Here is a 14771-nt window from a genome sequence, read left to right as displayed (position 1 = left end):
AAACTCCACAGACCATGAGCAACAACGAGACAGCAGCGCTTCCCCTGCAGGCTTTGTACGAACTGCACACGGCCGCGCCGGCCGGGCGCGAGGGCATGCCGGCCTTTGCCGCCGAACTGGCAAAGCGCCTGGCCCAGGGGCGCGATGCCGAGGTGGCGGACTTCCTGCGCGACAGCAGCAGCCTGTGCCAGGAGCGGCTGCACCAGTTGCCCGGCGAGCATGCGCCCTGGCAGCGCGACCACGCGCTGTGGCTGGCGCTGGCGCGCATCAGCCTTCCGCTGGGACAGTTCTATGGGGGCAACTCGGGCGTGCCCCGGCGCAGTGCCGAGCTGACCGCGGAGCTGACGGCACTGGCCCGCGCCTGGCTGGATGACTGGGGCAGCCGCACCCACCAGCCCTGGAGACTGCGCGATGGATACGACCTCGTGCTCAGGCAGGTGTTTGGCGTGCTGGGCCATGAAGGCATGTCCAGTGCCGAGATCACCGGCCTGCTGCGCTGGGCGCGGGAACTGAGCGCAAAGGCCGGCATTGCGCCCGGCGCGCAGTACTACTGTCACTGGCAGCACCTGCTGCACCAGCTGCCCGAGCCCGAACTGCTGGCCATGGCCATCGAGGACGGCGGCGGCCAGCTCAGCCGCGACATCGTCCAACGCCAGCTGCCGCTGCAGCGCACGCGGCCTGCAGCGCAGCGCTGGGCGCTGTGGCGGGATTTTTTTGCGCAATTCCCCGCCGTGCTTGACCAGCTGCGCCTGCCCGAGCCCGTGCTGATTGCATCGCGCTGGGAGACGGCCGATGCCGCGCGCCGCGACCTGCTGGCCCAGGACCTGTTCAAGGCCTTGTGCTTTGCCTCCGAAGACGATTGGCCGCATGACCGTGTCCTGGTGGAGCGCATGCTGCAGACCGATGCCGCCCCCCTGGTCGCCTGGTTCAAGCAACTGGGCCACCTGGCGATCAATCCCGCCGTGGCGCAGCGGCTGTGGGACGCCCGGTGGCCGGCCCTGCTGCCGCTGCTATTGCCGGCCTGCGCAGACGGCTGCAAGCACGAATCCGACCGCGCCGGCTACGCCCCGGTGGCCGAGACCCTGCTGGCCGATCGCCCTGGCGACCTGGCCCGGCTGGCCGCCGGCCCGCTCACGCACCTGCTGCCCGCGCTGCGCGTGGACACGCTGCAGCGGCTGCTGCCGCAACTGGGCAAGGCCGCCTCCGGCAGTGCCTCCAAGGGCTTGCGTGCGGCGCTGGCCCAGGCCCTGTCTGCCTTGCCCGTGGATGCGCCCCAGGCCGCCGGCTGGCTGGCCAAGCCCAACAAGAACCTGGTGCTGGCCTACCGCGATGTGCTGGTGGCCCATCCTGATCCGGCGTCTGGCAGCCTGCTGTCGGCACTGCTGTCTGGTGGATTGCTGGACGTGGCCGAGCAAGGCCCGGTGCAGGCGCGCCTGAAGGATCTGGGTGCCGCAGCCCCGGTTGCGGACGCAGCCAGGCCATCTGCCGGCGAGGCCGCGCCAGCTGGCAGCGATGGTGCCGGCTCCCTGGCAGAGCTTGAAGCCCAGGCCGCCAGCCTGCAGCGCCTGTCGCCCGCCATTGCCGCGCTGGACCAGCCGGCGCTGCTGGACCTGCTCGCGCCCCTGTCGGCTCAGGCCGCGCGCGCGCTCCTGCACCTGGCGGCCACCAGCCCGCAGGAGCTGCCTGCGCTGGCCCACCAACTGCTGGCCCAGGCCAGCGCCGAGAACCGTGCGCGGCTGGCCTTGGCCCTGGTCCAGCACTGGGTGGCTGCCGATGGCGCGCCCGAATCGCGCTGGGTGCTCAAGCTGCTGCCCGGCGCGGCGGACGACCGCATCGTCGATGTGCTGTCCTCGGCCGCCCTGGCCTGGCACAAGACGCGCAAGGAGCGCGCCGTGGTCGCGCTGCAGCAGCTCGGCCGGCTCGACACGGTCTATGCCCTGTCCTGCGTGCAGGCCCTGGCCACCGGCAAGACGCTCAAGCCCAGCGTGCTGGCTGCCGCGCAGGCCGTGCTGGCCGAGGCCGCCGCGCGGCGCGGCATGGCGCTGGCCGACCTCAGCGACGAGCTGACCCCGGACTTCGACTTGGGCCGGGGCGTGCAATTGCAGGTGGGCGCGCAGGCCTATGACGTGCTGCTGCAGGGCGACCTGTCGCTGCGCCTGCGCACGCCGGCCGGCAAGCTGGTGCGCAGCCTGCCGGCCCTGGCCGACGAGGGCCTGCGCACGGAGTGGGATGCGGCCGACGCGCGGCTCAAGACGCTGTCCAAGGGCATCAAGGCCGTGCTGCAGCAGCAGGCGCCGCGCCTGCAGTCCTGCCTGATGCTGGGCCGGCACTGGCCGCTGGACACCTGGCGCCGCCTCTTCCTGGAGCACCCGCTGCTGCGCGTGGTGGCACAGGGCCTGGTCTGGCGGGTGGAGCCCGCGGCCGGCCAGCCGTTCAGCCTGCGCATTGCCGAAGACTTGTCCCTGGTCGATGCCGAGAGCGACGCGGTGCAACTGCCGGGCGAGGGCCGCATCGCCCTGTGGCACCCCGCGCAGGCCACCGAACAGGAGCGTGCGCAGTGGCGCGAATGCCTGGCCGACTACGGCCTCAAGGCCCTGATAGAGCAGGTCGATGCGCCCGCCGACCTGCCGCTGGCCCGCCAGTGGCAGCAGGAACTGCTGCAACCCCTGGCACCGATACGGCTCACGCAGCAGGCGCTGGACGGCCTGGCAGGCCCATGGCGCTTTCATGCCGGCCCCGTGTGCGATGGCCCCGGCATCTACCTGCACCTGCGGGACTTTGCCGTGCAGCGCTGGCGCGTGGAACTGCTGCACAGCGCGGCCATGCCGTACTACGAGCCCGGCCATGAGATCGACATCGAAGGCTTTGCCCTGCGCGACATGGCCGCCGACCGCCTGCTGCCCCCGGCCGAATGGCCGCTGCCGCTGCAGGCATCGCTGTGCGCCATGCTCCAGGCCCTGGCCTCGCGAGCCGCGGGCGCGGCGGCCGCAGCAGCTGCAGCCCAGGTTTGACTCCCTCCAGAACCCCTGAATCCATGACCTCTTCGACCCTAGAACACACCGACCAGGCCACGTTGGAGGAACTGAGCGCCTCGCTGCCACCCGCCGAACTGGTCCAGGTGCTGGCCAGCCGCATGCGCGCGGGCCGGCATGACGAAGTGGGCGCCTTCACGCGCAAGGCCTTCGACGACTATTCCAACCCCATCCGCGCCCTGGGCAACTTCGATCTGCCCTGGACCCATGACCATGACCTGTGGCTGGCCTTCGCGCGGCAGACCATCCCCTTCGGGCGCAGGATTGACGGCAGCCTGGACGGCGACATTCCACGCCACAGCCCCGAGCTTGCGGCCGAGTTCGAGCAGATGGCGCGCGCCAGCCTGGCCCGTCCACCTGCGCCGGACGGCGACAACGACTACCGTGAAATCCGCATCCTGGACATGTTCGGCTGGCTCTGGTACCCGGGCATCAGCCGCGAACGGGTGATGCAGCTGCTGGACTGGGCCGCAGAGCTGAACGTCCAGTCCGGCGGCAGGTATGACAGAGTCGACTGGAAGCTGCTGCTGGGCAGCCTGGACGACCAGGACCTGATGGAGCTGGCCGAGCGCGGCGGCGCGCTCTATGCCGACATCCGCGATGTCTACATGAAGCGGCACAGCGACGTTCCGCACCCGCAGCGCTGCGCGCCCTGGTACGACTTCTACCGCCGCCATCCCGACTGGTTCGACGACAAGCCCATCAACGAAGACCCAGGCCTGATCGCGCTGCGCTGGGACCTGGGCGCCGACGCCCAGCGGCGCCTGGAACTGGTCAACCTGCTGCTGGGCAGGGCGGACCGCGAGCCGGCTGATTACTTCATCCCCATTTTCGACCGCCTGGTGCGGGAGGATGCCGCGCCCTTCGTCGCCTGGATCGAAGGATGGCAGCCCAAATACCACTTCGATGCGGTGGTCGCCCGGCAGATCTGGACGGCACGCTACCCGGAGCTTTTGCCCCATCTGCTGCGCTGCATATTGCAGGTGTCGCGCATTGAGCCCTTCATCGGCCTGCTCAACCAGATGCTGGCCGAGCAGCCCGACTATCTGCGCGAGATTCCCACCGTGCGCCTGGCCCCGCTGCTGGCGCAGCTGGACCGGGCCATGCTGCATGCCCGGCTGCCCCTGCTGGGCGAACTGCTGGCGGCCAGCAGCTCGCGGGCGCTGCGCGAAGCGGTGGCGCGCTTCATGCAAGGGCTGGATGCGCAGGCCGTAGGCGCTGTCTTCGAGTCCAACGCCTGGCTGCAGCGGCGCGAGAAAGCGATGCAGCTGGCCTGCCGCGACATCCTGCTGGCCCACCCCGATCCCGGGGTCGCACCGCTGCTGCAGGCGCTGCTGCGCACGGGCCTGGACCTGGGCTCCGAAAGCATGGTCGAGAGCCGGCTGCTGGCCCTGGGTGTCCCAGTGCCAGGCGCTCTGACCGTGGCGCAGGGGGAGGGGGGCCGGGTCCCGCTTGATGCGCTGGAGGCCCGCGTGGCGCGCTTCAAGCGCTTTTCCAGCAGCATCAAGGCCTATGACCAGCCAGAGACCCTGGCCCTGTTCGCGCCGCTGTCCGGGCATGCGGCACGCACCGTGCTGCACCTGGTGGCCACGGCCGAGGAAGAACTGCCGCCGCTGGTGGAGCAGTTGCTGGCCCATGTGCCGGCCGAAAGCCGCGCCCAGCTGTCCCTGCACCTGGTCAATGCCTGGGTGGCCCTGGAGGGCGAGCCCAAGGCGCGCTGGGCGCTGCGGCTGGCCACCGGCCATGTCGATGACCGCCTGGTGCAGACCCTGGTGGCCGCCGTGAAGGCCTGGGGCTGGAGCAAGAAGCTGCGCGCCATCATCGCCGTGGAGCAGCTCGGTGCGCTGGACACGCTGTACGCGCTGTCCCAGGTCCAGACCCTGTCCACCTCGCGCAAGCTCAAGGACCTGGTGATTGAAACCACGCATGACGCGCTCAAGGCGGCCGCCCAGCGGCGCGGCCTGAGCCTGATCGAGCTGTATGACGAGCTGACGCCCGATTTCGGCCTGGGCGGCGAAGGCCTGGTGCTGGAGGTGGGCCCGCAGCGCTACCGCCTGCAGCTGCAGGGCGACCTGAGCCTGCGCGTGGTGGGCGACAAGGGCAAGGCCTCCAAGACCCTGCCTGCGCTCAAGGACGAATCGCTGCGCCTGCAGTGGAATGCGGCCCAGGCCGAATTCAAGACCGTTGCCGCTGGCGTCAAGGCCATCGCCAGGCAGCAGGTGCCGCGCCTGGGTACCGCCTTCATGACGGGCCAGCGCTGGTCCGTCCCGCGCTGGCGCAGATTGTTCCTGCTGCATCCCCTGCTGCGCATCGTGGGGCGCAGCCTGATCTGGCGGCTGGAGCAGGGCGCCAGCTTTCGCATTGCCGAGGACTTTTCCCTGCTCGATGCCGCAGACGATGCCGTGGAGCTGCCCGACGATGCGCAGGTGCTGCTCTGGCATCCGGTCAATGCCGCAGCGGGCGAGGTTGAAGCCTGGCGCACCTGCCTGGCCGACTACGAGCTGCAGCCGCTGATCGACCAGCTGGGCGCAGGCGCACAACTGCCCGAAGCCGGGCAGTGGAAGAACCATGCACTGCACCCCGCCGGCCCGCTGCAGATACGCCAGGGCGCGCTGTCCGGCCTGCTGGCCAAGTGGAACTACCGCCCCGGCCCCGTGGGGGACGGCCCCGGCATCTACGAGCACAAGCTGGACCTGGCAGGCCCGCAGCTGTACATCGAACTCCACCACGGGCGCTACCTGCCGTTCATGGACCTGGACAACCGCGTGGACATCACCCATGCCGTGGTCTATGACAGCAGCCATCGCGGCGAGGATGGCCGCTGGCCCCGGCTGCAGCCGCAGCAGTGGCCGCGCGCACTGCAGGCCACGCTGATGGCGCAGTTCGCGGCCATCGTCGCCAAATCGGCCAGCACCAAAGAGAGCGACTGATGGCCACCAAACGCATTGCAGCGCCCACCCCGGAACCTGCCGCCCAGCGGCTGCCGGCCGAAATGGCCCACGCCCAGGAACTTGCGGCCCTGCAGGCCGCCGACCAGGGCCCGCGCCCCGACGGCTGGCGCCTGAGCCCGCGCTCCGTGCGGCGCTTCATCCTGGGCGGTGCGGAACCTGACGGCGGCGGGCCGGCCATCGCGCGCAAGATCCACGGCAACGATGCCCTGGTCGAGCGCGCCATCGTCACCCTGGCCGGCCAGCGTGGCCTGATGCTGGTGGGCGAGCCGGGCACGGCCAAGTCCCTGCTGTCCGAGCTGCTGGCCGCCGCCATCAGCGGCGACAGCAAGCTCACCGTGCAGGGCGGTGCCGGCGTGGTGGAAGAGCAGATCCGCTACGGCTGGAACTACGCCCTGCTGCTGCGTGACGGCCCCGGCCCCGAAGCCCTGGTGCCCGGCCCGCTGCACCGCGCCATGGGGGAAGGGCGGCTGCTGCGTTTCGAGGAAATCACGCGCTGCTCCACCGAAGTGCAGGACTGCATGGTGCCCGTGCTCTCCGAGCGGCTGCTGCAGATTCCCGAACTCAAGCACGAGCAGCCCTGGCTGCTGGCACGGCCGGGCTTCAATGTGATTGCCACGGCCAACCTGCGCGATCGCGGCGTCAACGAGATGTCGGCCGCGCTCAAGCGCCGCTTCAACTTCGAGACCATGCGCCCGCTCGAAGGCGTGGCCGCGCAGGCCGCATTGATAGGGCAGGAGGTGGGCCGCGCACTGGCGCAGCAGCGCATCGGCACCACCGTCGCGCCCGATGTGCTGGCCCTGCTGGCCACGGCCTTCCAGGAGCTGCGCAGCGGCAGCGTGGAGGGCACGGCCGTGGAGCGGCCTGGCACCGTGCTGTCCACGGCCGAGGCCATCGACGTGGCCTTCAACGCCGCCTGCCAGTGCTGGTACTTCGGGCAGGAGCAGGTGGGACCCGCCCACCTGGCGCGCCACCTGCTGGGCACGGTGATCAAGGACGACGACGAGGACCGGCGCCGTTTCGCCGAATACCTGCGCGTGGTGGCACGCCAGCGCGCAGGGCAGCCGCAGTGGCAGGACTTTGTCGCAGGCGGCCGTGAGCACTGACGCTGCCGCGTGGCTGGCGCCGCTGCCGCAGCTGCGCCTGGTGCCCGTGCGCCACCATAGCCCGCGCTGCGCCCACCACCTGCGCGCGCTGATGCGCGAGTTCAAGCCCACCCACGTGCTGATCGAAGGCCCGGGCGAGCTCGATGCCCTGCTGCCCGCGCTGCAGCACGCCCAGGCGCGTCCCCCGCTGGCCGCCTACCTGCATGCGGCCATGGCCGGGCCCGGCGCGGCCGAGCAAGACTGGCGCTGCCGTTGCTACGTGCCCTTTGCCGCCTTCTCGCCCGAATGGGTGGCCCTGCGCGAGGCGGCGCGGCTGCGCAGCGCCGTGCGCTTCATCGACCTGCCCTATGCCGACAGGCTGGCGCAGGCCGCGCAGCTGGACTACTTCGCCTGCGCGCCCGAACCCCTGCTGGCCGACGAGCCCGCGCGGCGCGCGCCCGATGTGCTGGCCGGCCTCATCCAGGCCAGCGGCTGCCGCGACTTCGACGAATGGTGGGACCGGCATTACGAATCTGGCAACGAGGACGCCTCGCCCCAGGCGTACTTTGCCGGCGTGCTGGCCTTCAGCCAGCTGTTGCGCGAGCGCGAGCAGGGCGCGGGCGGCAGCGGCATGGATGCCGAGGACGTGGCGCGCGAGGCCCACATGGCCGCCCAGGTCAGCGCGGCCCTGGCCGAAGGCGGGCGCTGCCTGGTGGTCTGCGGCGGCTTCCATGTGCCCGGCATCGTTGCCGGCCTCTCGGCCCCCGCCCGGCCTGCGGACGCCAGGCCCGCCATCGATGTGGGCGTGCACCTCATTGCCTACACGCTGCAGCGGCTGGAGCGCGCCAGCGGCTACGCGGCCGGCATGCCCATGCCCGGCTACTACCAGGGCGTTTGGCAGGCGCTGGAGCAGGGCGCTTCGCAACCCGATGCCCAGGCCTGGCCCGAGATGGCGGCGCGCACCGTGAACAGCCTGCGCGCCCGGGGCATGCCCGCCAGCCTGCCTGACGCGGCCGAGGCCGTGCGCCTGGCCCATGGCCTGGCCGCCTTGCGCGCATGCCGCGGCGGCCGGGCCGAGCTGCTGGAGGCGCTGGACAGCGCCGTGTTCAAGGAGCATGCCCAGGCCCTGCGACCGCAGCCCATGGTGCAGCAGGCCGGGCAGCAGACCGGGCAGCAGACTGGTCAATGGCTGCTGGACGCCGACGACTACGGCCAGTTGCCACCCAACGCGCCGGCCGCCCCGCTGCTGGTCGATGTGCAGGCCTTCTGCCTGCGCCACCGCCTGCCCGTGCGGCCTGCCGCACCCGTGCGCAAGGAGCTGGACATCTACCGCAGCGCGCGCCACCGCCGGCTGTCGCAGGGGCTGCACCGCCTGTGCTACCTGGGCGTGCCCTATGCGCAGCGCCTGGCCGGGCCGGACTTCGTGGCGGGCACGGGCCTGGCGCGTGTGCGCGAAGTCTGGACGCTGGGCTGGCAGGTCGAGACCACGGTGGCCCTGACCGAGGCCATGTGCCATGGCTCCAGCCTGGAGGAAGCCGCGGTGCACCTGGTACGCGAGCGCCTGGCGCAGACGGCCCACACGGAGCCCGCGCAGCGCGTGCTGGAAGTGCTGGTCATGGGGCTGGACGGCATCGCCCAGCAGGTGCTGGACACCGTGCAGGCCTGGATGGAGCGCAGCCACGACGCGCTGGCCCTGGCCCGCGCCACGGGCTGCCTGGCCCTGGCCTACGAGGCCCGCCATGCGCTGGGCGGCGTGGGCCTGGCGCGCCTGCTGCCGCTGCTGCGGCGCTGCTTTGCGCAGGCCTGCCTGCGCCTGCCCTGGCTGGGCGAGGGCGATGCATCCCAGCAGGTACAGGCCCTGGATGCCCTGGCCGATCTGCACGGCATGGTCTGCCGCCACGCGCCCTGGGCCGACGCCGGCCTGTTCCACGATGCCTGTGCCGCCCTTCATGAGGCAGGCGCCGACAGCACGCCCGCGCGCGTGCGCGGCGCCACCGCCGGCATTCTGAGCATGGCCGGCCGCTGGCAGATCGCGCAGACCGATGTCGCCCTGCGCGCCATGCTGGGCCTGGCGCAGGTCGATGGCGCCGCCATGGGCGAATACCTGCAGGGCTTTTTGCGCGTGGCCAAGGGCTGGCTGCTCAGCCATCCGCCGCTGCTGCGCCTGCTCAGTGACGGCATTGCGCACTGGCCGGAAGAAGCCTTCCTGGCCGGCCTGCCGGCCTTGCGGCTGGCCTTTGCCCAGCTGACCCGTGCCGAACTGCGGCAGCTGGCCGGGCGGCTGGCGGGTCTGTCGGGCGCGGCCCCGCCACCTGGCGCAACCACGCTGGCCTGCGTGCACCTGCCATCGGACGAGGCCCTGGCACACAGCCGCGCCTTGGCGGCCCAGGTGGGCCGGCTGCTGCAACCCTGGGGACTGTCATGAGCCGGGAAGATCCGCCAATGCACGAGCCGCCAATGCACGAGCCGCCAATGCAGGAACAGGCAATCGATGCCGCCACCCTGCGGCGCTGGCGCCTCATCCTCGGGCCGGAAGCCGCCCAGCCCCTGGCTGCCGCGCAGCCGCTCGATGCCGCCGATGCGCGCCGCGACGCGGCATTGGACTATCTCTACCAGCGCGAGCACCGCCTGCGCGAGCAGCCCGACGGTGCAGGCACCGACGCCTGGCAGGGCACAGGCGGGCTGTCCGCGCGCCAGGGCGGCAGCGGCGTGCCCGAGCCCCAGGCCGTGCACTGGCTGGGCGAGGTGCGCGACCTGTTCCCGCGCAGCGCCGTGGAAACGCTGCAGCGCGATGCGCTGTCGCGCTATGGGCTCCATGGCCTGCTCAGTGATCCCCAGGTCCTGGCCGAGGCCACGCCCAGCATCGAACTGGTGGCCGCCTTGATGGCGGTGCGCACCAGCCTGCCCCCCGAGGTGCTGGCCGAGGCCCGCCGGTTGGTGGCGCGCGTGGTGGCCGATCTGCAGGCGCGGCTGTCCTCGCGCGTGCACTCGGCCCTGGGGCGGCGGCGCAGGCGCCGCAGTAGCCGGGGCCAGGGGCAGATGAGCGATCTGGACTGGCCGCGCACCCTGCGCCACAACCTGCGCCACTACCAGAGCGAGGAGCAGGTGCTGGTGCTGGAGCGCCTGTTCTTCAGGGAGAACGAAGCACAGCGCCTGACCTGGGACCTGTGGCTGGTGGTGGACCAGAGCGGGTCCATGCATGAATCCGTCATCCACAGCGCCGTCATGGGCAGCATCTTTGCGCGCGTGCGCGCCCTGCGCACCCATGTGCTGCTGTTCTCCGACGCGGTGGCCGATGTCACCGGCCAGCTGCATGCGCCCGAAGAGCTTCTGCTGGGCGCGCAACTGGGCGGGGGCACCAACATCGGCGCGGCACTGGCGCATGTGGCCGGGCAGCTTGCCGCGCCGCGCCGCAGCGTGATCGTGCTGATCACCGACCTGTACGAAGGCCATGACGAGGCCCGCGTCATCGCCGAGACCGAGCGGCTGGTTGCCAGTGGTGCCCGCGTGCTGGTGCTGGCTGCGCTGGACCGCCGCGCCCACCCCGACTATGACCGCGACCTGGCCGCGCAACTGGTGGCGCGAGGCGCCCAGGTTGCCGCCATGACGCCCGACCATCTGGTGGATTGGCTGGCCCGGGCCATGCAGGGAGGGCGGCCCTCATGATGCAGGAATGGCTGCGCACCCTGGACGATGACGCCATTGCCGACTGGGCCAACAAGGGCCTGCTCAAGCGCGGGGCCAAGGCCCTGGCGGCGGTGGATGCAGGGCAGTGGGAGCTGGCGGCCAACCAGGCCCGCGCCGGCATCGAAGGCCATGTCCAGACCCTGGCCGGCGCGGGCTTTGCCACGCTGCAATGCAGCTGCCCCGCCTTTGGCCCCTGCCACCATCTGTGCGCCTTGCTGCTGGGCCTGCGGGCGCGGCTGGCCCACGAGACCCCGGCCGATGGCGTGGCCCAGGCGCCCGCTGCCCCGTGGCTCGACGGCGATGCCGGCGCCGTGGCCCAGGCCTTTGGAATGGCCGCCCAGCGCAAGGCCCTGCGCTGGATGGTCCAGGGCTTCGAGGCAGTGCTGGAAGAGGCCCCGGCCACGCTGATCGGCGAACTGTCCAACCCCGACGAAGTCACCGTGCGCCTGCCGCGTGCCGGTGGCCTGGCGGCGGCCAGTTGCAGCTGCAAGGCAGCGGCCTGCGCCCACCGCGCCCTGGTGGCATTGCAGGCCCGGCGCCTGGCGGGCGCACCCATGCCGGAGCTGCCGGCGCATGCACTGGAAGCCGGCGCATTGCAGCGGCTGGCCCAGGCGCGCCAATGGCTGACCGGCTGGGTGCTGCAGGGCCGTGCAGGCATGAGCCCTGCCTTCCTCGACCAGGGCGAAGCGCTGGCCACCGAACTGCGCCAGGCCGACCTGCCGCGCCCTGCCAGCGTGCTCAACCTGCTGGTACGCGCCTTGCGTGACGAGCGCGCAGGGCGTGCCGGTGCGGCCGAACGCGTGGCGCCCTTGCTCGCCGCGCTGTGGATGCTGCTGCGCGGCCTGGCGCAACAGCCCATGCCACGGCCCCTGAGCGAACTGGCGGGCGTGCACAGGCGCAGCTACCGGCGCGTGCAAGGCCTTTGCCTGCACGCCGTGGCAGCCGAGCTATGGCATGCGCGCGGCGGGCAGCGCGGGTTTTCCGTGCATTTGCAGGACGCGGCCAGCGGTCGGTATCTGACCTGGTCCGCATCGCGCGCCGAAGGCTTCGACCCGGAGTGGGAACCGGCCAAGGCGCTGGACTCGGAAACCCTGGGCGGCCTCACCGCAAGGCAGCTGCTGCAAGGCCCCCATGTGCTGCTGGACGGCTGGGCCAGCGACGATGGCCGCCTGTCGGCGCGCGACGCCACGCGGCTGGCACCGGCCCAGGAGACAGGCGCACAGCCGGGGGCCGACGATCCCCAGGCCCTGCTGCAGCGCCATCTGCAGGAGCTGCATGCCGACCCCTGGCGTCAGCAGCCGCCCCTTTGGGCACGGCTGCAGGTGACCGGCAGCGGCCTGGCGCAGCGTGACGAGCTGCTGCAGCGCTGGACGATTGCATTGCAGTCGCCGGTGCCCGGGCCTTCCCTGTCCCTTGTGGGCGATCTGCACGGCATGCAGGGCAGGGCGGGTGAGGCATTGCGCAGGGAGCTGGCGCGCGGCCGCGTGCTGCAGGAAGTCTTTGGCCGCGTGGAATTCGTGGCAGGGCAGTTGCAGATTGCCGTGGCTTCCGTGCGCTGGCAGGACAGCGCGCACTGGCACCATCCCAGCACGGCCTGGAAGCCGCCGCTTGCACAGGGCAGCGTGGAGAAACAGCCATGAGCACGGCAACGAACGAAAACGCCGAGGCGCCGCTGCGCCATTGGCTGGAACAAGGCCAGGCCTGGCTGGCCGACATGCAGGCCGCAGGCCTGACGGGTGCCGGCGCACCGCTGCTGGCCGCAGGCCGGGCCTGGGCCGACGAGGGCGCGCTGCTGGGCTGGGGCGCCCTGGCAAGGCAGATGGACGGCGTGCTGAACCCGCAGCTTCCGCCGGCGGAGCGCGCGGCCGCCCTGCTCGATATCGCGGTCTGGGTCATGACCGCGCAGCGGCTGCAGGCCGGTGCGGATCAGTCCTTGCCCTGAAAAAAGCCATTCAGTTCGGCACCCGGCGTGGCCTGGGCGAACGCGTCGAAGCGCCCCGTCTCGGCAATGGAGCGCGCCGCATGCAGAAAGCCGCCCCAGGCTGCGCGCGCCAGTGCGCCGCCCACGCTGATGCGGCGCACGCCCATGGCCTCGGCATCCTGCAGGCTCCATTCGCTGGCCCCTCCGATCAGCAGATTCACCGGCTTGGGTGCCACGGCCGCCACCACGGCGCGGATCTGCTCGGCGCTGCGGATGCCGGGTGCGTACAGGCAGTCCGCGCCGGCCTCGGCATAGGCCTTGAGCCGGGCAATGGTGTCGTCCAGATCGGGCCGGCCCACGAAGAAATTCTCCGCACGCCCGACCAGCAAGGTGCCGCCACCGGCCTCGTCGATGGCGGCACGGGCGGCGCGCAGCCGGGCCACGGCGTCCTCGATGCTGCGCAAGGGGTTGGCTGCATCGCCCGACGAGTCTTCGATGGACAGGCCCGCCACGCCGGTGTCCACGGCCATGCGCACGCTTTCGGCAACCTCCTGCGGGTCCAGGCCGAAGCCGCTTTCAAAGTCCGCATTCACGGGCAGATCGGTGGCCGCGACCAGGCTGCGCAGATGCTCCAGCGTCATCTCGCGGGAGATGGCGCCATCGGGCTGGCCCAGCGACCAGGCATGGCCCGAGCTGGTGCTGGCCAGCGCCTTGAAGCCCAGGCCCTGCAGCATGCGGGCGCTGCCCGCATCCCAGGGATTGGGCAGCACAAAGCAGCCCTGGCGGTGCAGGGCGTGGAAGGTGGCGCGCTTTTGTTCGGTGGTGGGGGTCATGGGGGGCACTCCGTTGCGGGGTCAGGGCGCTGGTGGAAACAGCAGGGGCCGCGCGGCCAGGGACGGCAGCACGCAAGCCACATCATGGGCGCAGTCCGGCACCACGACGAAGCGGCGTGGCCGCTGCGGCGCCAGCAGCTCGCGCTCGTAGGCCGCGAAGGCGTGGCCTCGCTGCAGCCGGAACGGGCCTTGCAGCATGGCGGCGCAGGACTTGTCGAGGATGGGATAGAACGCGCCCTTGTCCGCGCTGCTGTCCAGGGCGCCTTCCAGGTAGTCGATCTGCGCGGCCGCATAGCGGGCCCGCGCGGCAGCCCCATCGCGCCCCAGGTGGCCGGGCAGGTCCTGCAGGCCGTACTTCCAGCGGTCATGGCCCGGGCAGGCGCTGGCGGCGGGCGGCACCTGGAAGGCATAGCTGCACGCCCTCGGAAACGCCGCGCCTGTGCCGCAGGCTGCCCAGTCGGTGCTCTGCCCGGCCATCTGCGGCTGTGGCCGCACGGGATCGAAATACAGCCAGGTGCCCGGGTCGGCGATCACGTAGCGCAAGGTGACTGTGCCCGGCGCATCGGCTGCAAAGGCCACGCTGTGCTGCAGCATCTGCGCCCCTGCCGAAAACCCCGCCAGGGTCACGCTGCGCAGGCCGGGCCAGCGCTGCACGAGCTCGGCCACCAGCGCATCCAGCGCGGCGAAAGAACCTATCGGATGCGGCCCCAGCGAGGGCTCGCCGGCCAGCCAGCCCGCGCAGGTCCATACCGCGTCTGCGCTCCCGGCTGCGGGCACGCCACGGCTGTGGCAATGCGCAGCCTGGTCCTCGGGCACCTGGTACAGCGGGGCGATGATCAGGGTGTCCTGCAGACGCTGCGCGCCTTCGGCGGCCCGCAGGCCGGCCTCGAAGCTGCGGTTGGCATCGCGCGGATGCCCGTGCATCACCACCAGCGCGGACCGGGGCATGGCGCCGTTGCTGGCCCCCGGCGCCTGCGATGCGTAGTAGCGCATGCGCCCCGCATCGCCCGGCAGGTTGAAGGATTGCAGGCAGGCGGTGTCGGCCCGGTGCCTGCAAACGGAAGCATCGGCGGATGCAGCCGCGGACACAGCGGCGGGGACAGGTTCGGGAGCTGGCGCTTGCGCCAGCGCCTCGACCGAGATCGCCAGAAACAGCAACAGCAGGGGGCGCAGAGGACGGATGGACGGCATGTGCGGGACGTCATTCGCAGGGGTGGGTCGGCCTGCTAGTATGCGGGCGGCCGCAAGCCATGGCCTGGCTTGTT

Annotated in this window: 9 protein-coding genes; 7 read left to right on the top strand and 2 right to left on the bottom strand. The window is 71.6% G+C overall.

The features are described 5' to 3' along the window. Positions 1 to 14: 14 nt before the first annotated feature. Genes ACUTR7_RS16310 through ACUTR7_RS16280 form a run of 7 tightly spaced genes read left to right on the top strand, consistent with a single transcriptional unit; the run spans position 15 to position 12694 of the window. Positions 15 to 3011, top strand: coding sequence for a DUF4132 domain-containing protein (locus tag ACUTR7_RS16310; RefSeq protein ID WP_445609288.1), 2997 nt, complete (start codon positions 15 to 17; stop codon positions 3009 to 3011). Positions 3012 to 3034: 23 nt separating this feature from the next. After that, positions 3035 to 5962 (top strand): DUF4132 domain-containing protein, encoded by a 2928-nt coding sequence (locus ACUTR7_RS16305; protein WP_445609287.1) that lies wholly within the window; start codon positions 3035 to 3037, stop codon positions 5960 to 5962. Continuing rightward, complete coding sequence (locus ACUTR7_RS16300; protein ID WP_445609286.1) at positions 5962 to 7086, top strand: ATP-binding protein; 1125 nt, start codon at positions 5962 to 5964, stop codon at positions 7084 to 7086. Before ACUTR7_RS16305 ends, ACUTR7_RS16300 begins: the two co-directional genes overlap by 1 nt. Next, on the top strand, positions 7076 to 9490 hold the full coding sequence (locus ACUTR7_RS16295; protein ID WP_445609285.1) for a DUF5682 family protein: 2415 nt from the start codon (positions 7076 to 7078) through the stop codon (positions 9488 to 9490). The genes ACUTR7_RS16300 and ACUTR7_RS16295 overlap by 11 nt, the downstream gene beginning before the upstream one ends. 47 nt (positions 9491 to 9537) lie before the next feature. Beyond that, positions 9538 to 10731 (top strand): VWA domain-containing protein, encoded by a 1194-nt coding sequence (locus tag ACUTR7_RS16290; protein WP_445609284.1) that lies wholly within the window; start codon positions 9538 to 9540, stop codon positions 10729 to 10731. After that, positions 10728 to 12392: an SWIM zinc finger family protein gene (locus tag ACUTR7_RS16285; RefSeq protein WP_445609283.1), complete on the top strand. Its 1665-nt coding sequence runs from the start codon at positions 10728 to 10730 to the stop codon at positions 12390 to 12392. The genes ACUTR7_RS16290 and ACUTR7_RS16285 overlap by 4 nt, the downstream gene beginning before the upstream one ends. After that, positions 12389 to 12694, top strand: a complete 306-nt coding sequence (locus ACUTR7_RS16280; RefSeq protein WP_216294300.1) for a hypothetical protein — start codon at positions 12389 to 12391, stop codon at positions 12692 to 12694. The genes ACUTR7_RS16285 and ACUTR7_RS16280 overlap by 4 nt, the downstream gene beginning before the upstream one ends. On the opposite strand, the gene ACUTR7_RS16275 is transcribed toward ACUTR7_RS16280, so the two are convergent. Both ACUTR7_RS16275 and ACUTR7_RS16270 read right to left on the bottom strand, forming a co-directional pair. Beyond that, positions 12679 to 13506 (bottom strand): isocitrate lyase/PEP mutase family protein, encoded by an 828-nt coding sequence (locus ACUTR7_RS16275; RefSeq protein WP_216294299.1) that lies wholly within the window; start codon positions 13504 to 13506, stop codon positions 12679 to 12681. The genes ACUTR7_RS16280 and ACUTR7_RS16275 overlap by 16 nt on opposite strands. 21 nt (positions 13507 to 13527) lie before the next feature. Continuing rightward, positions 13528 to 14697 carry a hypothetical protein gene (locus ACUTR7_RS16270; protein WP_445609282.1) on the bottom strand — a complete coding sequence of 390 codons (1170 nt, stop codon included), beginning with the start codon at positions 14695 to 14697 and terminating at the stop codon, positions 13528 to 13530. Positions 14698 to 14771 lie beyond the last annotated feature (74 nt).

The sequence above is a fragment of the Delftia sp. NA_296.1 genome (assembly GCF_052692095.1).
Note: the sequence above shows the minus strand (reverse complement) of the source record. Positions and strands in the feature narration are given on the sequence as shown.

What these genes read in the sequence shown, in the direction of transcription:
- ACUTR7_RS16310 (WP_445609288.1), top strand. Translation starts at nt 15, where the DNA reads ATGAGCAACAACGAGACAGCAGCGCTTCCCCTGCAGGCTTTGTACGAA.
- ACUTR7_RS16305 (WP_445609287.1), top strand. Translation starts at nt 3,035, where the DNA reads ATGACCTCTTCGACCCTAGAACACACCGACCAGGCCACGTTGGAGGAA.
- ACUTR7_RS16300 (WP_445609286.1), top strand. Translation starts at nt 5,962, where the DNA reads ATGGCCACCAAACGCATTGCAGCGCCCACCCCGGAACCTGCCGCCCAG.
- ACUTR7_RS16290 (WP_445609284.1), top strand. Translation starts at nt 9,538, where the DNA reads ATGCAGGAACAGGCAATCGATGCCGCCACCCTGCGGCGCTGGCGCCTC.
- ACUTR7_RS16285 (WP_445609283.1), top strand. Translation starts at nt 10,728, where the DNA reads ATGATGCAGGAATGGCTGCGCACCCTGGACGATGACGCCATTGCCGAC.
- ACUTR7_RS16280 (WP_216294300.1), top strand. Translation starts at nt 12,389, where the DNA reads ATGAGCACGGCAACGAACGAAAACGCCGAGGCGCCGCTGCGCCATTGG.
- ACUTR7_RS16275 (WP_216294299.1), bottom strand. Translation starts at nt 13,506, where the DNA reads ATGACCCCCACCACCGAACAAAAGCGCGCCACCTTCCACGCCCTGCAC.
- ACUTR7_RS16270 (WP_445609282.1), bottom strand. Translation starts at nt 14,697, where the DNA reads ATGCCGTCCATCCGTCCTCTGCGCCCCCTGCTGTTGCTGTTTCTGGCG.